This window comes from Natronorubrum thiooxidans, assembly GCF_900156475.1.
In the GTDB taxonomy this organism is placed as follows: Archaea; Halobacteriota; Halobacteria; order Halobacteriales; family Natrialbaceae; genus Natronorubrum; species Natronorubrum thiooxidans.
In genome coordinates this window covers 153,949-176,813 of record NZ_FTNR01000001.1, presented here as the reverse complement: position 1 = coordinate 176,813, position 22,865 = coordinate 153,949, and the positions used below count along the sequence as shown (strand labels likewise).

Below are 22,865 nucleotides of genomic sequence, written 5' to 3'. Positions count from 1 at the left end.
AACACCAGTTTCGATCGTGCCAGCACTGACCGACAGAACTCCGTCTCAGACCATCCGAAACGATTCGGGCCCGGCCTCACAGCGTGCCGGCTGCGTTCAACAACGCGTCGTAGGCGGCGTCATACGCACGAGCGATCCGTGCCGAGTCCGCGCGTTCGGCGCTGCCAAGCGCCGGCAGGTGAACGCGCTCGAGCGGTTCGAGATAGTCGAGGACGTCGGGCACGCGTTTCTCGAGGGTCCCGTCTTTCGGACTCGAGCTAGCGATTTCGGCGGCCCGACAGTAGCGATCGCCCGGATAGATGCTCGCACGGCCGGGTTCGACGGCCGCGACGGCGCTGATCGCTGCCGGGTCGAGTGACTGTAGCGGCTGAGCGATGTCACTGTAGGATTCGACGACGGCGACCGTCGACGACTCGATCTCGGTGGCCAGTTCCTCGAAGGCAGGAACGTATCGCTGTTCGGCGAGTTCGTTGCATTCGTCGACGGTTTCGACGGGGATCGCGTCCTCGAGCGGGAGTGCGTCCGCGACGGCGTCTGGAATGTCGGCGGTCGCGTTGCGGACGTACGTCGGTGCGGTGTCGTCGTCCAGGCGTCCAATTCGATCGACCAGAAACTCCCGATCTGACTTGCCAAGCAGCCCAGTTCCGTCGTCAGGGGTGGGCCGCCACAGTCGGTGAACAGGGTTGAGTTCTTCGGGGCGTCGACCGCAGTCTTCCGCCGTCGCGAGTCGGGTGGCATCCTTGCCGTAGAGGCGGCCGTCAGACAGCGCCCGCTGACAGTCGTCGTGGTCAAACCAGAAGTCGTTGCCAGCACGGGGTTTGTAGCCGGCCGCGCCGGTTCGCTCGAGCAGGCCGACCGAGAACGTGGTCTTGCCGGCGTCGACGCGATCGGCACCGACCACGAGGAGGATCATTCTTTCAGGCCGTAGTAGCCGGGTTCGTCGTCACTGCGTGGCTCGGCGACCACGAGGTCGTCGGCGTTGGTCATCACCCAGGGTATCGCCCAGTCGAGCAGGATGTCCTCGGTGTCGCGGTCGATATCCGCGTCCGGCTCGAGGCCCTGCAGCAGGCGAGCAATCTCGTAGACGGTGTACAGCTGGTCATCCTCGAACAGTTCGTCGGGTGTATAGAAGTCACAGGGTGGCAGCCTGTCGAACTCGGATTTGGGAACGGGCATACATCGTTGCTAGCGCCCTCCGTCGCCTAAATCGTTCGTTTCCATACGGGCGACCGATCGCCGTCACAGCGGGGCCAAGACCGCTTCGCTCGAGGAATGGGTGACTCCTCGTACGGACCGTCGCTACTGACTGGAGACATCGCTATGGGAAGTACGATCGCAAAAAAACGTCGGGATTGACTGAATCGTCGCGTTACTGCGTTTGGCTTACTCGAAGTGGTCGAGGCACTTTTGGTACTCCTCTGCGGCCGAGTCCCAGTTGACGACGTCGAAGAAGGCGTCGATGAAGCTGCCACGGTCTGGACCGTAGTCGTAGTAGTAGGAGTGTTCCCAGACGTCCAGTGCGAGGATGGGGTGGGAGCCCCAGAGTGCGCCCTGGTCGTGCTTGTCGACCGCGACGTTTCGCAGCTGTTTGGCGACCGGGTCGTACACCAGCAGTGCCCAGCCACTGGCAGCGCCGGCAGCGGCTTCGAACTCGCCTTTCCAACCCTCGTAGGAACCGAAGTCCTCCTCGATGCGGTCGGCGAGGTCGCCCTCGGGCTCGCCGCCACCGTTCGGGGCCATGTTCTCCCAGAACAGGGTGTGGAGATAGTGTCCACAGCCGTTGTGAGTGACATTACCCAGCGCACCCGGCGTCGAGCCGAAGTCGCCCGACTCGCGGTTCTCCGCGAGCGTTTCCTCGGCGGCGTTGAGGCCGTTTACGTAGCCCTGATGGTGCGTGTCATGATGCCAGGTCACGACCTGTTCGGAGATCGACGGCTCCAGTGCATCATACTCGTACGGCAGTGGTGGAAGTTCGTGGTCAGTCATTGGATTTCACCTATCTGTTAGCTCGGTAGCTGTCGAGTTAAGTTTTGAGGAGAGAAATGCTATCATTCACCACAACTAACCAGTGTCTCTGCAGGTAGTTCGTCGCCTCGAGTCGACACACGACATGGGACGGTCGACTCGAGCAGCGTCTTCACGTTGTCTGACAACAGCTCCGAAATGCCCTTACTGCCGTTCTTTGTGCTGTGCGTGTTCGAGCCACTCCTCGAGTGACGGCTGGCTCCAGTATCGAACGGTCTCACTGCGTTGATCGTGCTCGAGGATGCCCGCGTCCTCGAGTTTCGGCAGGTGGGTATGCTGCAGTTCCAGGTGAAGCTGTTGTCGTCGCTGCTCGCGGTCGATTTCGGTATCGGTGTCGGTTTCGGCGTCGGCGTTGGCGTCCTCCGACAGGCGTCGCTGGCGGGTCATGACCGCATCCAGAACCTCCTCGAGTGTTGCGACACCGTCTGGTTGTTCGTGTAAATAATAGAGCGTGTATCGACGACGACGGTTCGAGAGGAGTTCAAAAATCAGGTCTAGCGACGGCGTTACCTGCGCCGTGGCTGCTGTCGACTCTCTCTCGGGGTCACGCATCCACGAACCACCTACCGTCTGTTACCATTCGAAACCACCACTCGGATCTATTACTGCCGTCACATTAGATGTTACGTCTGTTTAGAAACGAACATGTGTATTGTCAAATAGTCTCCCGCTGGATGAGTATATTCCCACAGCATGAGTGCACGGGTATTGCAGCCACCGCTTGTCACTGTCTATACCCCATCGAACGACGGCGCTGTGTCGGTCTGACCCTCGTATTAGAGAGACTACGATCAGTACCGTATAGAAGACGGTTCGAGAACGAACCGAAGAAATCGACCGCCGAGAATCCGCTCGCTGATCGGTACTCGAATCGAGAACCGTGAGTTCGTCACTGCGACGATCGCGTTACTCGTAGAGCCACGCGGCGTCGTGCTGATCGTAGTCGATCAGTTCGTCGTCGTCGAAGTGAATCGAAATCTCACGCTCGTTTGCGCCCTCGTCCTCGTGGTCGGCGGCGTGAACGACGTTCCGACCGAGATCGAGTGCGTAATCACCACGGATCGTACCGGGGTCGGCCTCGAGTGGGTCCGTCTCGCCGATCATCTGTCGGACCTGTCGCGTCGCGTCCTGTCCTTCCCAGACCATCGGGACGACTGGACCGGACGTGATGAAGTCGATCAGATCGTCGAAAAACGGCTTGTCGGTGTGTTCTGCGTAGTGTTCTTGGGCGCGCTCTTCGGGCATGTTGATGACCTTGATGCCCACGAGTTTGAGCCCGCGGTCCTCGAGTCGGGAGACGACCTCGCCGACGAGCCCACGCGCGAAGGCGTCGGGCTTGACCATCACGAACGTTCGCTCGTGCTCGCTCATTCCTCGTCCTCCTCGGACTCGTCGTCGGCCGTTGCCTCGTCGGCCTCGGTCTCGACGTCCGTGTCCTCGTCGTCGGACGCATCCTCAGCCCCCTCGGCTTCCTCAGCCTCGTCGGTTTCGTCTGCCTCGTCGGTTTCGTCTGCCTCGTCGGCTGCTGGCTCTGCAGGACCTTTGTCACGACGGCCGTCTTCGGTCCACTCCAGATCGCGTGGTTCGCGACCGAGCTTGTAGTTTTTCTCCGCCTTTGAGTCGACAAAGTGGAGGACACTCCCGTCGTTCTGGACATACATGATGCCCGTTCCGGGTTCGATATCCTCGCCCGTGTAATCACAGGTTCGTTTCTCGACCATTATTGACCTCCGATAGAGTCTGCCTCACGGGCAGTCTCGCGAAGCTGGAGGATGTCCCCCTCGCGAACCGGCCCGAGGCAGTTTCGGGTGATGATTCGTCCCTGGTTCTCGCCCTCCTTGATCCGGCATTTGACCTGCATGGCTTCACCGTGCATGCCGGTCTTGCCGACGATCTCGATGACCTCGGCGGGCGTAGAGCCGCTTTCTTCCTCTTCAGCACTCATCTCTGATCACCTCAGTCGAGGTCCTCGACCTTGCCGGCGATGTCTTCGACGTCGTCTCCGGCTTCGCCGGTGTCGACGATCGCGGCGGCAGCCGAACCGACCTCGAGGCCGGCGGCATGGCCGACGTCGTCCTGTGTTTCGATGAAGATGACAGGAATGCCCTTCTCCTCGGCGAGGTCAGGGATGTGCATGACGATCTCCTCGGGGGAGACGTCTTCGGCGACGTAAACGAGATCGGCGTTGCCGCGCTCGATTGCCTTCGTCGTTTCGTTGGTTCCTTTCTTTACTCGTCCGGTGTCTCGTGCGACCTCGAGGGCCTCAAGGGCGTCCTCTGCGAGGTCTGCTGGGATGTCGGTGGTTACGTAAACTGACATTGGTTGTTCACCTCTCCTACACGTGGGCTCGCGCTCCCCTGCCGTCCGGGGAACTGGGTACCCCGTGCCGAAACTGATTCCGGCGGAAGTCCTGTAAGGCTAGGAGCATCATCAACCCCGCGTAGGGTGTACTACGCTGTAGCGCTGCCCTCCTTAAAAGCGTGTTCAAACGGCCGAGACTATGCGATAGGTGCGCACAGGGGCGGCCGTCCGTTGCCTATTACTCTCGAGCCCCCAAGACGTGGCTATGGACGAAGACGTCGTCGGCATCGCCGAGTCGCTGTTCGAGGAGGCGATGCAAACGAACGAGCGACGGCTGCTGGTACTGGCAGGCGACCGCGAGCGAGGATACGACGCCCTCGAGTCGATCCTCGAGACGCTGCCGGTGCCGATTACGGCTACCACGCTCGTCGGCCCCGACGATCGACTTCGATGTGAACAGCTCTCACAGACGAACGCGAGCGAACTTCTCGGAACGACGCGCGACGTGGTCATCCTCGATGCCCACGCCGGACTGCAGCCAAACGCCCTCGGGAAAGTCGTCGGGACGGTCGACGGCGGTGGGCTACTGATCATGCTAACGCCGCCGCTCGAGGCGTGGCCCGATCGTCACGGCGCGTTCGACGAATCGCTCGCTGTCTCCCCGTTCTCGCCATCGGACGTCACCGGCCGGTTCAGGCGGCGACTCGTCGAGACACTTCGAGCACACCGCGGCATCGGCATCGTCGACCTCGAGCGGGACCGAATCGACGCTGACGGGCTGATGAACCCGGCCCCGCGGCTGTGTGACGAGCAGGCGGCACCGTCGCTCGAGGCTCCGACGAACGCCCAGTTTCCGGCCGACGTCTACGACGCCTGTCTCACGGCCGATCAGATCGACGCCGTTGCCGCGTTCGAGTCGCTGCTCACGGCCACCGACGACGGGACTGGCGACGACGGGCCTCGAGCCGTCGTCCTCGAGGCCGACCGGGGCCGAGGGAAATCCAGCGCCGCGGGGCTGGCTGCGGGCGCGTTCGCCGCCGACGGCATAGACGTCCTCGTGACGGCACCACGGTCGCGAAACGCCGCGGAGCTGTTCGACCGCGCTGTGGAACTCTGTGACCGACTCGACTGTGATGCTACCGTCGATACCTCCCGTCTCGAGACCGATTCCGAGGGATCGATCTACTTTTTCGAGCCGGCCGTCGCCGTCGACCGACTCGAGGCTGCAGACGTCGTCATCGTCGACGAAGCTGCGGCACTGCCCGTCTCGGTCCTCGAGTCGCTGCTTTCGGCCGACTGCGTCGCCTTTGCGACGACGATCCACGGCTACGAGGGAGCCGGTCGTGGCTTTTCGGTTCGATTTCGCGAGCGACTCGCCGAGAGCGACCACACGGTGACCGACCGGACGCTCGTCGAGCCGGTCCGGTATGCAGCTGGCGACCCCGTCGAAGTGTGGGCGTTCCGCGCCCTGTTGCTCGATGCGCGGCCGCCCGTCGACTCGCTGGTCGAAGACGCCACGCCCGACTCGGTGCAGTATCGGCGACTCGAGCCAGCGCGCCTGCTCGAGGACGAGCCCCTGCTCCGAGAGGCGTTCGGGCTGCTCGTACTCGCCCACTATCGGACCGAACCCAACGACCTCGCACGGCTGCTCGACGCGCCGAACCTCGAAGCGCGGGCGCTCGTCTACGACGGGCACGTCGTCAGCGTCGCCCTGCTGGCTCGCGAGGGGGATCTCCCGCCGGAGACGCGAGCCATGATGTACGAGGGCGGCCGCGTGCGCGGGAACATGCTCCCGGACGTCCTCACGAGCCAGCTTCGTGACGAAACCGCCGGCGAACCGGCCGGTCTCCGCGTCGTCCGCATCGCGACCCACCACGCGGCGCGCTCCCGGGGGCTCGGCTCGTGCTTGCTCGAGTGTGTCCGCGAGGAGTTTGACTCCTCGGTCGACTGGCTCGGCACCGGCTTCGGCGCGACTCCCGGCCTCCTCGCGTTCTGGCGCGAGAACGGCTACCGAACCGTCCACGTCTCGACGACGCGCAACGACGCCAGCGGCGAGTACTCCGCGCTCATGCTCGCGCCGACGAGCGACGCAGGCCAGGACCTGCACGACCGCCACGCCGACTGGTTCGCCCGCCGCTTTAGCGCGCTCTGTACGGACGCCCTCGACGACCTCGAGCCCGACGTGGCCCGTGCGGTGCTCCGGAGCGTCGACACCGACGTCGACGATCGGGAGTTGACGGCCCACGAGTGGCGGCTCGTCGCGGGCGCTGCCTACGGTCCTGGCCTGTTCGACGTCGATCCGGGACCGTTTCGCCGGCTCGTCGTTCGCTACTTCCTCGAGGACCCGGCCGAGATCGAGTTGACGGCCCGTAAGGAGCGGCTGCTCGTCATGCGTGCTCTGCAGGCCCGCGAGTGGGAACAGGTGGCGGATCGCCTCGCGTACCACTCGACGACTCAGTGTATGCGCGCGCTCGGAGAAGCCGTCATCCCGCTCGTCGACTACTACGGGTCGGCGGCCGCGCTCGAAGTTCGAGAGCGCTTCACCGAGTAGGCGAGCAAAGGCCACACGTCTTTGCCCCAGCACTCTTCAGGAGCAGTATGGTCGATGCCGTGTTCCTCCTCGCGGTCGCCTTGCTCGTCGGCGGCGTCGTCGGGACGCTCGTGCCGCTTGTCCCCGGCGGGCTGCTCTCGCTGTCGGGGGTGTACCTCTACTGGTGGCACACCGGGTTTGTCGACCCCGGCACCATTACACTCGCCGCACTCACCCTGCTGGGCGTAATGACGATCGTTGCAGAGTTCTTCGCTGGCTCGATTGCCGCTCGAGCCGGCGGCGCATCGTGGCTGACAACCACCGTCGCCACCGTCGTTGCGATCGTCCTCATGCTCGTGACCGGCCCGCTGGGACTGCTTGTCGGCCTGTTCGGGACCGTCTTTATCGTCGAGTTTTTCCGCGGCGGCGACGCCACGCACAGCACTCGCTCAGCGATGTATGCGACCGTTGGACTGTTCGCCTCGACGGCGATTCAGGCGTTGTTGACGATCACGATCTTGCTCGGTTTCCTCGTTGCCGTGATTGTGTTCTGACTGGTATCGAAAGGCGTGGAGACGACCTGCTCAAGGGCGCATGACGAGTTGTTCGTGGGCTAGCACGTATCCGCTTGGAGAACGACATCGGAGGTATGAGCATGTTCGAACGGCTCGGTGAGACAGTTGAGCGGTTGAAACAGGAAGCGACAGCCGGACGGGACGGCAGCATCGAGTATCGGTGTCGCGACTGCGGTGAGGGGTTCTACCACGAGCACGAGACGTGTCCCAAGTGTGAAAGCACCGCAGTCGAACGACTCGAGAACGACAGGAATCACTGAACCGCACGGCACACCCCATTCGATGCTAACGCCGGTGCCCGATCAGGGGTGGGTGTAGTAGGCGACAGTCGTTTTCGTCCCGTCGTCGTTCTCGTGGCGGTCGATCCTCGCGAAACCGACCCGTTCGAACTGGACCAGTTCGTCGGCCTCGAGGGCACCGACGCCGGGTTCGGCTCGGCCGGTCACGTCGCCATCGATCGTGCGTAGCCGGACGGGAACGCTCTCTATGGCGGGCACCCAGTGGATGACGTCGACGTCACCCTCTCGGACCACGTCGATGTCGTCGCCGGTGTATGCAAGCGAGTCGCCGGTGTACTCGAAGCAGCCGAGACCCTTGAGCCAGATACGGTCCTCGGCTGCCGGAATGTCGCCGGGCTCGAGCAAGACGGCGTCGCCGGATGGGATCTCCCGGACGCCGCGCTCTTCGTGGTTGGGGTGCAGCTGCGGGTTGGCTTCCGCCGGTGGGCTACCGCTGAGGGGGAGTTCAGTGCCCTCGCGGACGAAGAATCGACGGTCAGTCTCGTCGTCGATCAACTCGCGGTTGTTCGAGTAGATCGCACTCAGCGCGAGATCGACGTCGCTGGTCGACGTCCCCAGTTCGACCATCGAGTCAACGATGGCCTCGCCGCGGATGCCACGTCGGCGAAGACTCTTGAGTGTCGGCGCGCGTGGGTCGTCCCAGCCGTCGAGGTCGCCTTGGTTGATCAGTTCCGAGATGGTCGAGGTGCTCATCTTCACGTCGTAGTCGTCGAGTTGGACGTGGCCCCAGTGGACGACTTCCGGGTACTCCCAGCCGAAGTAGTCGTAGACGAACTGCTGGCGTTTCGCGGAGTCCTGCAAGTCGATCCCGCGGATGATATGGGTCATCCCGAGCAGGTGGTCGTCGACACCCGACTGGAAGTCGAGCATCGGCCAGCAGCGGTACTCGCTGGCCTCCTCTCGGGGATGAGGCGTGTCGATCATCCGGAACGCGACCCAGTCGCGTAGCGCGGGGTTCTTGTGCTCGATGTCGGTCTTCACGCGGAGAACCATCTTGCCACTGCTGTATGCGCCGTCGATCATGTCCTCGAACTCCTCGAGGACGGTCTCGACGTCTTTGTCGCGGTGTGGACACGGCTCGCCGGCGTTTTTCAGCTCACTAAACTCCTCGCCGCTACAGGAGCAGGTGTAAGCCCCGCCCATCTCGATCAGCTCGCGGGCGTGGTCGTAGTAGGTCTCGAGTCGGTCGCTGGCCCGATAGACCTCGTCGGGTTCGAAACCGAGATAGTCCAGATCCTCGAGGATCGCGTCGTAGGCCTCGAGATCCGGTCGTTTCGTTTCAGGGTCGGTGTCGTCGAAGCGGACGCAGAACCAGCCGTCGTAGCGCTCGCGATAGGTGCCGATGACGGCGGGCATCCGTGCGTGGCCGACGTGCCACGGCCCGTTCGGGTTCGGTGCACACCGCATGCGGATGTCATCGTACTCGTCGGCGTTCGGCAGCTCCGGCAGGTCGTGTTCGTCTGCCTCGTCTTCGGCTTCGATTTCGGCGAGCTCCTCGGGGGCGAGGTCCTCGAGTCGCGCCCGTTTTTCCTCGTAGTCGAGGTCGTTGACCCGACCGATGACGCCGCCGGCGATCCCTGGGATCTCGTCGCCGTGCTCGCGGAACTCGGGATTGTCGCCCATCAGCGGCCCCATGATCGCGCCGACGTCGGCATCGCTCTCGTGTTTGACGGCGTTCAACAGCGCGTGCTTCTCTGCCTCGCGCTCGACGCGCTCTCGTAACTCGTCGTTCATTACCGAGACGTATTCGGCCCCGAACCAAAACCTCCGCGATGTTTGCTTGAGCAAGCGGTGCTCGAGAGCCGAATTGCTGACAGCTACAGCGGTGTTCTACTCGAGAACGTTCGAAAATGGATCACTGCATATTCGAGAGCGGTTCACTGCATATCCAAGTGGGGCAGACACACCCCAGTCCAAATGGGGCAGACACACCCCGGAGTGCCGATGTAAATCGTCCGAGAGTGAGCCCAACAGCGATTCTAACGGTCAAATAGTGATCTCGCTCGACGGACATTATACAGCGATACCAAAGCATATAAATAATGGACCTTCGATATCGGTCATACGAGAGTCACAGCCGTTGAGTTGTGACGTTGGTCACAACGTGTCCAGCCGAAACGCGTGTGACTCGTCTTCCGGCTTTCCGTTCGGTTCCACGTTGCTACATCCGTCTCCCCAGCGTTTCTCGTGGACACGTTCGGAACAGTTACATCGGCACTCCGGGGTGGGTGTGTTCCGTCCTACCGCGTTACACTGGCACTCCGGTCCAGTTACACTGGCACTGGGGAGTAGACAAAACCCACCCATAATGACTGAGACCGTTGTTTTACAAATTTACATCGGCACTGCGGTGTGTTTACATCGGCACTGAGGAGTTAGCGTTAAGTAGCCACTCGGATATTGCCGACGTATGTCCGGTTCAGAGTCGTTTTTCGACAATCAAAACTACATCTTCGCGAACAAGGATCTGCTTCGCATCTCACATCTCGTCGAAGGTGATCGGATCATCGGCCGACAGGACGAACTCAACAGTCTCGCACAGGCACTCAAAGACGCCGTTCAGGGACAGACGCCGAATCACGTTCTGATCTACGGCAAAACGGGAACGGGGAAATCGCTCTGCTCGAAGTATATTACGAAGGACCTCCGCTCGAGCGCCGCGAAAAACGACGTCTCGATCGGCGTCGCCTATATCGACTGTCTCCAGCACGCGACGGAGACACAGGCAGTGCGGACGATCGCCCGCGAACTCAACGACGAAGCGGAGACAGGGATCACGATTCCTGCCTCCGGGCTGAGCACGGGCGAGTACTATCGCCGGCTCTGGAACGTCCTCGACGGTCGGTTCGACGTCGGAATCATCATCTTAGACGAGGTCGACAAGATCGGCGACGACAACATCCTGATGCAACTCTCTCGAGCCGTCGAATCCGGGAAACTCGAGGAGAGCACGCTCGGGATTATCGGGATCAGTAACAAGATCCGGTACAAAGAAGAACTCAACGAGCGCGTCAAATCTAGCCTGAGCGAACGGGATTACGTCTTCCCACCATACGACGCGAACCAGCTCAGGGCGATTCTCGAGTCGCGCAAAGACGCGTTCCAGGATGGCGTCCTCGAGGACTCGGTTATCCCACGCGTGGCAGCGCTGGCCGCGAAAGAACACGGCGACGCGCGCAAGGCGATCGACATTCTCCGCTACGCCGGCGAGATCGCCGACGAGAACGGGGCAGAAACCGTTACCGAAGAACACGTCAATCAAGCGCATACTCGAGAAGAGCAAAACCGGCTGGCCGAACTCATCTCGAAACAACCACCCCATTCGAAACTCCTCTTGCAGGCGCTTGCGTTCCGGACCCAACAGGCACCCGACGACGACCCGGCGATTCCGACGGCGGACATCTACTCGACGTACGAAGTGCTCTGCGAACAGGAGGGCTCTGACCCGCTTCGAATCCGACGCGTCCGTGAGTTGCTCAGCGAACTGGCGTTCCTCTCGATTATCGAACAGACCCGGAAAGGACGCGGCCATGGAAAAGGTGCACACACGATTCACGAACTCGTCGACAATCCGGAACTCGTGCTCAAAGCCTGCAAGTCGATCTAGCGGCTCTCGAATTCAGTTCCGCTCTGGCCGGTCGTGGCGCGGGTGTGCGTTTCTGAACGGGGACCACGCACAGCCCATCAACACCAGAACCAGCACGACGAACACGACACCGCTCGCCTGAACGGGGAGTCTGATAAAATAGAGTCCGATCGTTCCGAGCAGCGAACATACCCGATACGTCGGGTGACAATACAAAAGACTGTCCTCAAGTCGCGTACACGCGAGTCGAGCCGCGGTTAGTAGCCGCGTTCGATCAGGTAGTCCGCAATCTCACAGAGCAGATCGCGGGCTTCGTTGTCCGGAAGAACCTCGAGTCGGGCTTTGCCCTGTTCGACCAGCTCTTGGGCCGTTTCGTTTGCGTAACTGATCGAGCCGGCGGCTTCGAGTTCGGCGACGGCGTCGTCGATCTCGGCTTCGGTGACAGCGTCGACGTCGTCCGTATCGACCAGCCCTTCGATGTCGACGCCCTGACTGCGGGCGTGGACGGTGATCAGCGTCTGTTTGTTCTCGACTAAGTCGCTGCCGCGCTGTTTGCCGAGTTTCTCGCTTGGGACGGTCAGATCGAGCACGTCGTCTTGAATCTGGAACGCACGGCCGATGTCGAGTCCGTAGCCGTATAGCGCGTCGATCGTCTCGTCGTCAGCGCCGAGCAGGATTGCGGGGAGACTGGCCGAGGCAGCGTACAGGACAGCTGTTTTCTGCTCGACCATCTCGAGGTACTCGTCCGGTGAGACCTCGGCGCGGTTCTCGAAGGTGACGTCGAGCGATTGGCCCTCACAGATCTTCGTGCACGTCGTCGCGAGGATCTCGAGCGCTTCGACCGCGCGCTCGGGTTTCGCGCCAGTCTCGAGCATGATCTCGAAGGCTTTCGAGTAGAGCGTATCGCCGGCGAGAATCGCGGTCTCGAGGTCGTACTCCTTGTGGACGGCAGGAACACCGCGCCGAAGGTCGTCGTCGTCCATGATGTCGTCGTGGATGAGGGTAAACGACTGGATGACTTCGACGCTGACGGCGGCGTCCATGATGTCGATCGTGTCTCGCGGCGGGCCGCTCGAACTATCCGCGGAACGTGGTTCCGCGCGCTCCCCATCGAGGGTGGGAAACGCATGGTAGTCTTCCGAGAGCGGCTCGACGTCCGCGAGCGCTTCTGCCGTTGTGAGCAAGACGGTGGGTCGGAGCCGCTTGCCGCCGGCGTCCAGGAGGTATCGCGACGCTTCGTAGAGTCGCTCTGGTGGCTGGATCGGCAATGCGTCTGGGATGGCCTCGTTGACCAGCTCGCGGCGCTTGCGGACCGCCTCGAGTACCGCCTCTTCTCGTGCCTCTGGGGTCGTCATATCAATCGACAAGCTGGATGAGGTTGCCGTTTCGCGTGACGTGGACGTCCCGTCCGACCTGATAGCCTTCGCTCTCACAGAGGGTCACGTATCCCGACAGTCCCTTTAGGTCCTGATGAGCGGGAATGATGTTCTGTGGCTGGAGCGCATCGAGCATCTCGTAGTGGCCTTCCTGGTTCATATGGCCCGAAACGTGGATGTCGTCGTAGATCCGGGCTCCCTGCATACCGAGCAGCTTTTCGGCCTGATAACGCTGGCCTTCGTTGGTCGGCTCCGGAATGACGCGAGCGGAGAAGACGACCTTGTCGCCGTCGTCCAGCTCGTAGGGCGTCTCGCCGCGAGCCATTCGGGTCAACATCGCGCGTGGTTCGCCCTGGTGGCCGGTGACGACGGGCAGATAGTCTTCCTTGCCCTCGTTCATGATCCGTTTGAACGTGCGGTCGACTGATTTTCGGTGGCCGAACATCCCAAGATCGTCCGGGAAGTCGACGAAGTCGAGTCGTTCTGCAGTCCCCGAGTACTTCTCCATCGATCGGCCGAGTAAGACGGGCTGGCGGCCGATGTCCTTGGCGAACTCGACGAGACTTGTCACACGCGCGATGTGACTCGAGAACGTCGTCGCGACGATCCCGCCGTCGTAGTCTTCCATGCTGTAGAGGACGTCCCGGAGGTGTTCGCGGGCGACGTTCTCCGAGGGCGTGCGCCCTTTCTTGTTCGCGTTGGTACAGTCCTCGATATAACAGAGAACGCCCTCGCCCTCGCGACCGATCTCACGGAACCGTTTCATGTCGATCGGGTCGCCGATGACCGGCGTGTGGTCCATCCGTTTGTCCAGTCCGTAGACGATTGCTCCTTCGGGCGTGTGGAGAACGGGGTTGATCGCGTCGATGATCGAGTGGGTGACGTTGACGAACTCGAGGTCGACCTTGCCGGAGTCGCCGATCGACATCGTCTCGCCGGCGTCCATCTTGATCAGGTCGTTCTCGACGCCGAACTTCTGTTCGCCTTCGATCTGTTGTTTGACCAGTTCGATTGTAAACGGCGTCGCGACGACTGGCGCGTCGTACCGGTGGGCCAGCTTCGAGATGGCGCCGATGTGATCCAGGTGACCGTGAGTCGGCACGATCGCCTTGACGTCGCCTTCCAACTCGGACATGACCCGGTCGTCGGGGATCGCGCCCATGTCGATCAGATCTAAGCTATGCATCCGTTCGGTTTCGACGTTGTCGTGGATCAGAACCTGCGAGAGGTTCAGACCCATATCAAAGATGACGACGTCGTTGCCGGCGCGGACAGCAGTCATCTGCCGTCCGACTTCCTCGTATCCGCCGATTGTTGCGATTTCGATTTCCATGGTTCGTTGTACTGAAAGCCGCGTCGTGGACTCTCATCGAAACGGTCCGCGGACTCCCGATTGTTCGGCCCCGGCGTCTTACAGCGCGTCGGCCATCCCGCTATGCGCACGGGGAGGCTGTTGCCCCCAACAGACCCACGACAGTCGTGAGTCCCGAACGCACTTGCCCGCGGGTTTCGCTAGTGGCTCATACACGCCCGGGTGTTAAAAACGCAGTGGGTTGGGCGCATTCGCTTGCACCGCCCCCGTCGAGTCGTCGATCGTCCGTTCGAACGACGCCGTTGCTCCCCTCTCGAGGTGGTTCAAATCGTGTCGGAAATGGTATACCGAGTTATCAGGAAACGCCTTCATATTCGAGAACACTTATCTTCCCTCACACGTCGAAATAGGATAAGTAGGTAAACGAGGATGAAATTACCGGATACCTTTGATGATCTGCAGGTCGGTATTGTGTTGCACGAACCCGAGACGGGTGCGATTCTCGACGTCAACGAGCGACTGGAACGCTTGTACGGCTACTCTCGAACAGCACTTCGTGAGATGGACATCAGCGAATACACCGCCCCCTCGACAGCATTCACGCAGGAGCAAGCGATCCGCCGAATTCGGGCCGCTGCTGACGGTGATACACAGCTGTTCGAATGGCGGATCGAACGTGACACCGGTGAGTTGGTCTGGGTTCGTGTTCACCTCACATTGACCACGATCGACACCGACTCGTACGTGATTGCCGAGGTTCGCGACATCACGGAGTACAAGGCACGAGAGCGGCGACTACGCTTGCTCAACCGTGTCGTCCGTCACAACCTTCGAAACGAGACGAACGTCCTCATGGGGTACGCCGATCGGCTCAAACGGGCCATCGAAGAAGAATCGCTCGAGGAGGAGATCGAAACGATCCTCGAGATCGCGACGGAACTCGGCACGCTGAGTGACTCGATCCGGCAGATCGAGGAAATCGCAGAGCCCACTGCGACACAGCGCTCACCCACAAATCTCGGCACCATGGTCCGAGAGCTTGTCACGGAGGTACAAGATGCGTATCCGACGGTGGAACTGACCGCCGATATACGGACCGCCGTCAGCGTGAACGTCGATCAGGGCCTTCGGTATGCGATCGAACACGCACTCATTAACGCGATCGTTCATAACGACGCCGACACTCCATCCGTCGAGGTACTGGTTACAACGAACGCCGATCGGGGAGTGATTCGGATCGCGGATAACGGGCCGCCGATCCCGGACGTCGAGATCGACGTTCTCAAAGACGATGTGACGACAAGCAGCACCTATCACGGCTCCGGTGTCGGCCTGTGGGTAATGCAGTGGTGTGTCGACTCGCTTGGCGGTGAACTGTCCTTCGAGACGAACCCCCCGCGTGGAAACGTCGTCCAGTTTTCACTTCCGCGGGCAGCAGCGACCGATACCGAGCATGCAAGCGACGACGATCCGATTTCGAGTTCGAACGACCTCGAACCCGAGTAACTACTCAATCGTCGTCCCCGGACTCTCACCGCCGAGAAACGACGCGAGTCCCTCGAGGCCGAAGATCGATGCCTCAGCTTCGAGCGCGAGCAACGCCTGCACTTTCGCTGCCATTCCGCCAGTGACGTCGGTCGCCTCGCTCGCTCCCAAGACAGCGGCAACGTCTTCGTAGGCCGAAATCCGCTCGATAACCGCTTCATCTGCATCCAACACGCCCGGTACCGTCGAACAGAGCCCGATCCGATCGGCCTCGAGGTCGTGGGCCAGTTCAGCGACCAGTTCGTCGCCGCTGACGATGGTCGCACCCACGCCGGTGTGGGGGATCACGTCGCCGTGGAGGACGGGAACGAACCCTTCTCCCAGCATCGTCTCGATCTGACCGGTCGGTAACTCGAGGTCGCCGCTGTCATCACGGTGAGCCGTCGAGAATGGATGAACAGGAACCGCCTGCACGTCGCGATCGAGGAGGCGGCTCAGCACGAACTGATTCAGGGTTTTCATCGCCCCGTGGATCTCGAGGACCGCCGCAGCGTCGTGTGTTCCCGCGATCGTGCTCACGCCGTGTTCGCTGGCGTTGTGGTGTCCGAAACTGCCACCGCCGTGAACGATCACGAGATCCTCCGGCTCGCCCTCGAGTGCGTTTGCAACCGCATCGGCGGCTTGCTCGAGTGAATCGCCGTCGAGCGTTTCCGGTCGATCCTTGTCCGTAATGACACTACCGCCGAGTTTCAGAACGATCATTCGAGCCGCTTCACCCCGGTTTCAGAGAGTTCAGCACGGAACGCGTCCGCACAGCCCGGCGTGTACGACAGCGCCGTCTCGGTTTCGTCAGTCGGATCGAGCGCAACGATGCAGCCGCCGCCACCAGCACCCGTCAGCTTCGCACCGTCTGCACCGGCGTCGCGGGCCGCCCAGACCATCGAATCGAGCGAGCGGGAGGAGACACCCAGTGCCGAGAGAAGACCGTGATTGAAGTTCATCAACCGACCGAGTTCCTCGAGATCGCCCGCAGCGAGTGCCGCCTCACCGTTTCGGACGATATCACCGATCGCATCGACCGTGTCGGCCGCGAAATCGTACTCCTCACGGAGACTCCGTACGCCCGCTACGAGTTCACCGGTGTCTCCAGCACCGCCGTCGAACCCAATGACAAGCGGCAAGTCAGGGGCCTCGAGCGACCGACAGTCGTCGCCTTCGACCCGGACGGCACCGCCAGTGGCCGAACAGAAGGTATCGGCACGGGAGGCCTGTCCACCCTGTACCTCGTACTCGGTCCGGTAGGCCCGCTCTGCGAGTTCGTCGATCTCGAGTGTCGTCCCAAGTTCGCGGGTCCCGGCGTCGATCGCGGCGACGGCGACTGCCGCGGACGAGCCAAGCCCTGCCCCCAGCGGAATGTCGCTCTCGATTGTCACGTCGAAACCGATATCTTCCTCGCCGGTAATCGCTCGAACCTGCTCGATCGCACCATCGACGTACCCCATCGCTGCGGTCAACAGCGACTCCGAGACGTCGACATCTGGCGGCCCATCTGTCGCCCCACCATACTCCACCGTGAACCCGTCCAGACTGAGATCCTCGGCGTGAATGCGTAGTTTGCTATCCGACCGTTGCTCGACACCGACCCGTGCCCGTACCTCGATGGCACACGGGACAGCGGGCTCGCCGTAAACCACCGCGTGCTCCCCGAATAAATACACCTTGCCGGGAGCGCTCGAGACTGCCATATCTTGGCGTTCGCACGACGACGGTTAATAGCTATCTTCTCGAGTGAGTGGCACAAATCATTATTAGACTTACTTATTTGACGATAATTCAGATACCAATGGTTATTTATTTGGGCTCTTTGAACGAAATGATAATGAAAAATCAACTGTCGCAGACACGCCGGCGTTGGCTCGGAACCTGTGCAAGTGTTGCAGGAACAACTGTGATTGCAGGCTGTTCTGGAAACGACGAAACCGATACCTCGAGTGGGGAGAATGGAGACGGTGGTAACGGTGAGTCGTTAGGAACTGACTGGCCGATGTATGGGGTTGATTTGCAGAATACGGGGTATCATCCAAGTGCGATAGGTCCTGAAACAGACACAGTGAATACTCGGGCAGTCATAGATATAGATGGGCGTGTTCCGTTTCCATTGTCTATTGTTAATGGAATAGCATATATTTCAAGTACTGGCGGCGCATCAGGGGACGCTAAAATCTATGCAGTCGACCTTGATACTGAAGAAATTCTCTGGAAGCAAGAGGGATTTGGGGCACCGAATGTTCACGACGGCATTGTCTATGGGCCAACTGATGGTGGAGAAATACATGGATTCAATGCTGAAACCGGTGATCGATGGAGATCAGAGGAAATCGAATCTGTCATTGGACTCGGAGGCCCGATCCCGACCGAAGATGGCATTTTTGTTGCATCCCATGAGATGATCTGGCAGATTGATCCCCATACAGGTGAGTACACTACTGTGACCACTACGCCTGATTTCGTTGGAGGGTCAACTGATTGGCCGGCTTTCGATGAGGATACGTTCTACATTGCTCGTTCGTCTGACCTTCACGCAGTGAACGTTGAGACGTCGGAGATTGAGTGGACATTTAATTCCGAACAAGAAGGGCGGTTGTCTGACAGCAACCCTGCTGTCGCCAACGGACGTGTTTATTTGACTGGAACAGGTCAAGACAGCCAATTGTACGCAATCAACGCAGGTTCCGGCGAGAAGGAGTGGTCAATCGATACAGAGGGAGAAATCAAATCAAGTCCTGCTGTCTCTGACAAACTCGTTTATATCGGTGACACCAATCGTCTGATCGCCGTTGATGACAATAACGGCACCATTGAATGGGAAGCAACCGACAAGATCACCGGCACACCTACTGATGTTGTAATATCAAGCGATACCTGTTATGCTTCCTCTCAGTTCGGTATATATGCGTTTGATTCGAGTTCCGGAACTCCAAAATGGTCATATACTGTTAATGATTCTTTGAATGGAGGATTTACTGCACCACCAACACTGTTTGATGGAATCATATATATTCCAGCAAATGACAGTAAATTGTACGCGATTGAGGATGCTTAACACCAAAATTGATTGATTTGGAGATGGCATCATTTGTAGACACATTATTAGATTGTTCATCGTGTATAACTAGGACGCATTATAAGCAACTTTCTCTGCTTGGTTGTGTACTGTTCTCCCCAACATCGGGACCAGTGTCGTCCAAGAATGGTGAACACATCTCACCAGATGCATCCCCACTATGTTGATTATCACCGACACCAGGAGCACCCTGTGGTAGGAACTGCGGTGCGGGTACGACAACGAGAATCGTCTGGCTGTTCTCGTAGCTGATCGGGTCAGTTGATCCTAACTCGAGTTCGTCACCATCTGGTGTCTCAAGCGTGACATCCTTGTCCTCACGGATGTACGTCGTCGATTCAGTTACCGATGGATCGCCACTGGTCGTTTCTACCTCAAATCGGGCGTACTCTCCCTCGAGTTCGATTTGCCACGCATCGGCTTGCAGATAGAACATCGGTGGCCATGGAATCAATGGAAACCCTGGTAGCCCAATCTCGTTTTCGTATCCGACACCCATCGGTGCAAAATCCATCTCATCGTCGATCTCGAGCGGACCATCGCCCGCTGCTCGTACTGCCGGTACTTCGGTCTGGTTGACTGCCACCTGGGACGAGTGATACGTCGGCGAGCCATCAACAGTAACGTGAACGTCGTTCAGAACATTCGGTGTATCGATTTCAGCACCCCCTTCATTGCGCAGTAACTCCTCCCCAGAACCAAGCATTTCGTCAAGCAGGTTCATCGGACCGTTGATAATCTCGTTGACCGAATCTACAAAGCCGCCGAGAAGACTGTCGATGAGGTTCCCACCACCAGTCATCACCTTTTCGTGTTCGGTGGCGAGTTCATCGACGTATTTGTACATATTGTCAAAGTACACCTGCCGTGCCTCCATTCTGGCAATGTCAGGTGCATTTTCGAAGTCATCACGGTCGTCCACGTGCTTCGCTTCCATTTCTGCGATACTCTCGTTCATCTCTCGTATCGGACTCTCGTCAGCCGTCAGCATTTCCATGACCTCTGCCTCGACTGGTTCGATCTCGGTCACTGTCTCATTATGCACCTCGAGAAGATCATTCCAGACAATGTGGCTATGAAGCGCTCCTTCGTTATGCGGCGAGAATTGAATGTTCTTGTCAAAGCTGCTGTCGTAGTTGATAGCGTTCCTGAAGTCGTTTCGCGACTCAATATCATCGGCTCTCCCATTTAGCCATCTCTCGAACTCTGAGTCGCTATCAAAATCCCGTCCAAAGAATTCTTTCGCCACTTCATCAGCGGCGTCTTCCCAGTTGGTTGGCTCTCCGAGGTACGGGTCTGGAGAGCCACCCTGCTCGAGTACGTGATCAACACTGTTCGGATTGATCGTTAGACCGGGAGCGAACTCTCCATCGAGTTCGAACGAGGCAGTAAAATTCGTGTACCGCTGATCGTGTTCCCAGACATCGACCGAAGAGTTGGTCGTCGTATTATTCCACGCTCGATAGGTCTCGTATTTCATCTCGACTTCGATAGCAACTGTAACGAGCGATCGCTCGAGACCAGAACCACTGCCGTCTTTGGTGACTTTATTGACACTCCCGTCTATATCGGTATTAGTCGTTACATACATGCGATCGACTTCCGTATAATTGCTAGCATCGTATTCATCCGGTAGCGGAGGAAGTGGGTGCCCGAGACCATCCATAGACGGGGAACTGCTGACGGTTCCAAGCTTCCCATTTATTGTATAGACATCGTCGATAACGGAATCAGTATTATCGATGCCCAGAATAGCTTCGTCTCTGAGATTTTCAAGACCACCTTGGATCTCGTTCAACACTTCTGGGTCACTATCCTGATCGAACTCAGACCGTTCACTATGTCCATAATAATCCTCGAGGTACGCCTCATTGAACCGTTCCGTCTCGTTGAGCCCCGCTCGCATCTCGTCCTCGAGATCGCTCTGCCCAAGCCCGGCTTCCATCTCGTACATCGCCAGATCGGCGAACGAATGGCCCTGGATCGTGCCGTTCTTGTCGACGTTCTCGAGCATGCCCATCACGATCTCCTCGACAGTTGGCATCGCTGGCAACTCACCATCCGGGGAGATGACGCCTTCCGCACAGAGTTCATCGACGCTACTGACGTTCTCATCGGGGTGGAGGTCGTCGGCAATCCCGTCAAAATCGTACGTACTTCCGAGATCGAGGGCGCTATCCGAGAGATCGTACGACATGCATAGCAACGGCCCCGCCATCACACGATTTCCGTACTCGTCTTGTGTGCCGAAGACTTCCTGTTGGGCTGTCAATCTGGCGTCGTTGGCCATGACCTCGGTGTGGTCGTTCGGGGTGACGTTTTCGAACGCGCGATCCGCGGGATCGCCGAGCAACCGATCGTAGTAGGCCTTGCCCCAGACGAGCGGCCACAGCCGCTTTGCGAGGTCGTAGCCGTACCCCTCGCGCTCGTCGACGCCTTCGAGCATGCCCGTGTTCAGATGGGTTTCGTACGCTTCAACGCGCTCGTGGAGTGCCATCATGGTCGTCCCTACGGAAACGGTGAGGTCGCGTGAGACGACCGTCTCGACGTCACCATTTTTGTCCCGCACGGTGAACTCGACGTCGTCGACTGTCACCGCCATGATCCCGTCGTCTTCCTCGAGTGTGACGGACTCGAGTGCCGACTCAAGGTCGTCTGCGTCGGTCCAGTCGTCGACAGTGGGCATCGAGACCTCGACGGTTCGGCCCTGCCCGACGTCCTGTGTCCGGCCGTCGAGTGTCGCGGTGGCTTTGGCGAGGATCGTCAGTCGCGTCTGATCTTCGAACGCGGTGTCGTCATCGAGAACACCATTCATATCGGCATCGACGGTCGTCACCGGTGAGCGGACGACTTCGTCAGTGGCACGGACGGTTGCATGACGGAGTTCGCTGATCGCGTACGCTTCGGCGCGGTCGACCGCCAACTCCGTGCCGCGGTCGATTTCGGGGTCGTGTCTCGTCTGGAGTGTCGCGACGATCAGCACGGAGCTCACGAGAAGCAAGACACCGATAATCGCGAACGGGATCCGTGCGCGGTCGTCGTCCGCAATCGAAATCGTGTGTGGGCGAGTGCGTCTCATTCGTCCCAGATCTGAATGGTAATCGTCACGTCTTCGATTGCCACTGCATCGGCGACAGTCTCGGCTTTTTGCTCATCACGCTCGTCATCGTCGTAGTGATCGTCGATTGCGTCGAACTCTTCGGCGAACGCTCGAGGGATGTCCGCCGCAATCCACGCGGCGAGTGCGTCTGCATCAGTCACGTCGTAGCCGCCGTCCTGTCCGACGAGGACCTTGTGGTTCGCCGCTTCGGCCCGCGCGTTCGATCGAGCCAGCGGTCGGTGTGTCTCCGCACTTCGGAACGAGAAGTCGCCGATGGTCTCGACCATCGACTGGTAGTGGTAGACTTTAAGCGCTCGCCGGATTCCCTGATCTTCCAGCGCGTACTGGGACGATTTGGGCGGGAAGAGGCCATCGACGATTTCGTCGCCGATCACGGTGCCGGCCGCCGCGTACGACTTGTTGTCGGTTCCTTTTAGTCTTGGCACGTCCGACGAATCGTCGATCTCAGGGTGGTCATCGGCCACGTCATCGATCCAGTCATCCCACCAGTCGTCGGCCGCCAGCCAGTTTTTCTCGAGTTCGTCGGCATCGACCGCCGAAAAGCCACTGGAGACCATTGTCGTCGTACTGGAGACGTCCGCAGTGGGTGGGGGCCGCTCGCCGGCCGTTGCCGTGCCGTTGATGCCGGCCCCGTCGTAGGGCTCCCACTCGGCGACGATGTAGAACTCCCGGTCGGTACCCAGTAGCGCCTGTCGGATCGCCCAGTCGACGGCGTCCTCGTACTCCTCGCCGTAGGCCAGCACGGGCTCGCCATCGATCCGGTGGTTCGTGACTGCGGCATCGGCAAGCAGCCCGAGCGCCGAGCCGTGATCGGTTCGCGTGTACGTCTGCTCGTTTATGATGACCGGTTCGGAGAACGTGTCTTGCTCACGGACGTCCTCGAGACTGTACGTGACGGTAACCGTCGACGTGCTCAGGACCTCGGTTGTCCGAGTCGCTGACAGGCCGTCGATATCGCCATGAGAAGCGGCCGTCACGGTCGAATCATGGTCGGTGGCGCTTCGTGCCTGCTCGTCAGGAACGGTGGCCAGATAGGTGCCGAGAATCAGCACGCTTGCACTGATGAGGAGCAACGCCAGGGTGACGTCGACGACGGTGCTGACACCACGTTCGGAGGCGAAGTGGCCCATA

At 59.8% G+C, this 22,865-nt stretch carries 21 protein-coding genes; 6 read left to right on the top strand and 15 right to left on the bottom strand.

Annotated features, from left to right (window positions below; all coding sequences use genetic code 11):
* Nucleotides 1–76: 76 nt before the first annotated feature.
* From BW940_RS00930 to rpl7ae, 8 genes are all read right to left on the bottom strand, one after another.
* Nucleotides 77–913: an ATPase gene (locus BW940_RS00930; protein ID WP_076607302.1), complete on the bottom strand. Its 837-nt coding sequence runs from the start codon at nucleotides 911–913 to the stop codon at nucleotides 77–79.
* Nucleotides 910–1,176 (bottom strand): DUF5827 family protein, encoded by a 267-nt coding sequence (locus BW940_RS00925; RefSeq protein ID WP_076607301.1) that lies wholly within the window; start codon nucleotides 1,174–1,176, stop codon nucleotides 910–912. Before BW940_RS00925 ends, BW940_RS00930 begins: the two co-directional genes overlap by 4 nt.
* A gap of 207 nt (nucleotides 1,177–1,383) precedes the next feature.
* A complete protein-coding gene (sod, locus tag BW940_RS00920; protein WP_076607300.1) occupies nucleotides 1,384–1,986 on the bottom strand; it encodes a superoxide dismutase in 603 nt (200 codons plus the stop codon).
* A 183-nt stretch (nucleotides 1,987–2,169) separates the two neighbouring features.
* Complete coding sequence (locus BW940_RS00915; protein ID WP_076607299.1) at nucleotides 2,170–2,577, bottom strand: DUF7344 domain-containing protein; 408 nt, start codon at nucleotides 2,575–2,577, stop codon at nucleotides 2,170–2,172.
* A gap of 354 nt (nucleotides 2,578–2,931) precedes the next feature.
* Nucleotides 2,932–3,396, bottom strand: a complete 465-nt coding sequence (gene ndk / locus BW940_RS00910; protein ID WP_076607298.1) for a nucleoside-diphosphate kinase — start codon at nucleotides 3,394–3,396, stop codon at nucleotides 2,932–2,934.
* On the bottom strand, nucleotides 3,393–3,746 hold the full coding sequence (locus tag BW940_RS00905; protein ID WP_076607297.1) for a 50S ribosomal protein L24e: 354 nt from the start codon (nucleotides 3,744–3,746) through the stop codon (nucleotides 3,393–3,395). Before BW940_RS00905 ends, ndk begins: the two co-directional genes overlap by 4 nt.
* Nucleotides 3,746–3,970 carry a 30S ribosomal protein S28e gene (locus BW940_RS00900; RefSeq protein WP_008159535.1) on the bottom strand — a complete coding sequence of 75 codons (225 nt, stop codon included), beginning with the start codon at nucleotides 3,968–3,970 and terminating at the stop codon, nucleotides 3,746–3,748. Before BW940_RS00900 ends, BW940_RS00905 begins: the two co-directional genes overlap by 1 nt.
* A gap of 11 nt (nucleotides 3,971–3,981) precedes the next feature.
* Complete coding sequence (gene rpl7ae, locus BW940_RS00895; protein WP_006064298.1) at nucleotides 3,982–4,344, bottom strand: 50S ribosomal protein L7Ae; 363 nt, start codon at nucleotides 4,342–4,344, stop codon at nucleotides 3,982–3,984.
* A gap of 247 nt (nucleotides 4,345–4,591) precedes the next feature.
* Between rpl7ae and tmcA the strand changes: the two genes are divergently transcribed.
* From tmcA to BW940_RS00880, 3 genes are all read left to right on the top strand, one after another.
* A complete protein-coding gene (tmcA, locus tag BW940_RS00890; protein WP_076607296.1) occupies nucleotides 4,592–6,877 on the top strand; it encodes a tRNA(Met) cytidine acetyltransferase TmcA in 2,286 nt (761 codons plus the stop codon).
* A 47-nt stretch (nucleotides 6,878–6,924) separates the two neighbouring features.
* The gene (locus BW940_RS00885; protein WP_076607295.1) at nucleotides 6,925–7,410 is read left to right on the top strand and encodes a DUF456 domain-containing protein; all 486 of its coding nucleotides are present in this window, start codon (nucleotides 6,925–6,927) and stop codon (nucleotides 7,408–7,410) included.
* A gap of 95 nt (nucleotides 7,411–7,505) precedes the next feature.
* Nucleotides 7,506–7,691: an FmdB family zinc ribbon protein gene (locus BW940_RS00880; RefSeq protein WP_076607294.1), complete on the top strand. Its 186-nt coding sequence runs from the start codon at nucleotides 7,506–7,508 to the stop codon at nucleotides 7,689–7,691.
* A gap of 42 nt (nucleotides 7,692–7,733) precedes the next feature.
* On the opposite strand, the gene BW940_RS00875 is transcribed toward BW940_RS00880, so the two are convergent.
* Nucleotides 7,734–9,464, bottom strand: coding sequence for a glutamate--tRNA ligase (locus BW940_RS00875; protein WP_076607293.1), 1,731 nt, complete (start codon nucleotides 9,462–9,464; stop codon nucleotides 7,734–7,736).
* Nucleotides 9,465–10,140: 676 nt separating this feature from the next.
* On the opposite strand from BW940_RS00875, the gene BW940_RS00870 reads away from it, so the two are divergent.
* Nucleotides 10,141–11,337, top strand: coding sequence for a Cdc6/Cdc18 family protein (locus BW940_RS00870; RefSeq protein WP_076607292.1), 1,197 nt, complete (start codon nucleotides 10,141–10,143; stop codon nucleotides 11,335–11,337).
* 236 nt (nucleotides 11,338–11,573) lie between these two features.
* On the opposite strand, the gene idsA3 is transcribed toward BW940_RS00870, so the two are convergent.
* Both idsA3 and BW940_RS00860 read right to left on the bottom strand, forming a co-directional pair.
* On the bottom strand, nucleotides 11,574–12,671 hold the full coding sequence (idsA3, locus tag BW940_RS00865) for a geranylfarnesyl diphosphate synthase (protein WP_076607291.1): 1,098 nt from the start codon (nucleotides 12,669–12,671) through the stop codon (nucleotides 11,574–11,576).
* Between the two features lies 1 nt (nucleotide 12,672).
* The gene (locus tag BW940_RS00860) at nucleotides 12,673–14,025 is read right to left on the bottom strand and encodes a ribonuclease J (RefSeq protein ID WP_076607290.1); all 1,353 of its coding nucleotides are present in this window, start codon (nucleotides 14,023–14,025) and stop codon (nucleotides 12,673–12,675) included.
* A gap of 408 nt (nucleotides 14,026–14,433) precedes the next feature.
* Here BW940_RS00860 and BW940_RS00855 point away from each other — a divergent pair, with 408 nt between their 5' ends.
* Complete coding sequence (locus tag BW940_RS00855; RefSeq protein WP_076607289.1) at nucleotides 14,434–15,510, top strand: PAS domain-containing sensor histidine kinase; 1,077 nt, start codon at nucleotides 14,434–14,436, stop codon at nucleotides 15,508–15,510.
* On the opposite strand, the gene BW940_RS00850 is transcribed toward BW940_RS00855, so the two are convergent.
* Both BW940_RS00850 and mvk read right to left on the bottom strand, forming a co-directional pair.
* On the bottom strand, nucleotides 15,511–16,251 hold the full coding sequence (locus tag BW940_RS00850; protein ID WP_076607288.1) for an isopentenyl phosphate kinase: 741 nt from the start codon (nucleotides 16,249–16,251) through the stop codon (nucleotides 15,511–15,513). It lies immediately after the preceding gene.
* Complete coding sequence (gene mvk / locus BW940_RS00845) at nucleotides 16,248–17,234, bottom strand: mevalonate kinase (RefSeq protein ID WP_076607287.1); 987 nt, start codon at nucleotides 17,232–17,234, stop codon at nucleotides 16,248–16,250. Before mvk ends, BW940_RS00850 begins: the two co-directional genes overlap by 4 nt.
* A 134-nt stretch (nucleotides 17,235–17,368) precedes the next feature.
* Here mvk and BW940_RS00840 point away from each other — a divergent pair, with 134 nt between their 5' ends.
* Nucleotides 17,369–18,592 (top strand): outer membrane protein assembly factor BamB family protein, encoded by a 1,224-nt coding sequence (locus BW940_RS00840; RefSeq protein ID WP_216819660.1) that lies wholly within the window; start codon nucleotides 17,369–17,371, stop codon nucleotides 18,590–18,592.
* 79 nt (nucleotides 18,593–18,671) lie between these two features.
* On the opposite strand, the gene BW940_RS00835 is transcribed toward BW940_RS00840, so the two are convergent.
* Nucleotides 18,672–21,692 (bottom strand): DUF7286 family protein, encoded by a 3,021-nt coding sequence (locus BW940_RS00835; RefSeq protein ID WP_076607285.1) that lies wholly within the window; start codon nucleotides 21,690–21,692, stop codon nucleotides 18,672–18,674.
* Nucleotides 21,689–22,864 carry a DUF7284 family protein gene (locus tag BW940_RS00830; RefSeq protein ID WP_076607284.1) on the bottom strand — a complete coding sequence of 392 codons (1,176 nt, stop codon included), beginning with the start codon at nucleotides 22,862–22,864 and terminating at the stop codon, nucleotides 21,689–21,691. Before BW940_RS00830 ends, BW940_RS00835 begins: the two co-directional genes overlap by 4 nt.
* Between the last annotated feature and the right edge of the window lies 1 nt (nucleotide 22,865).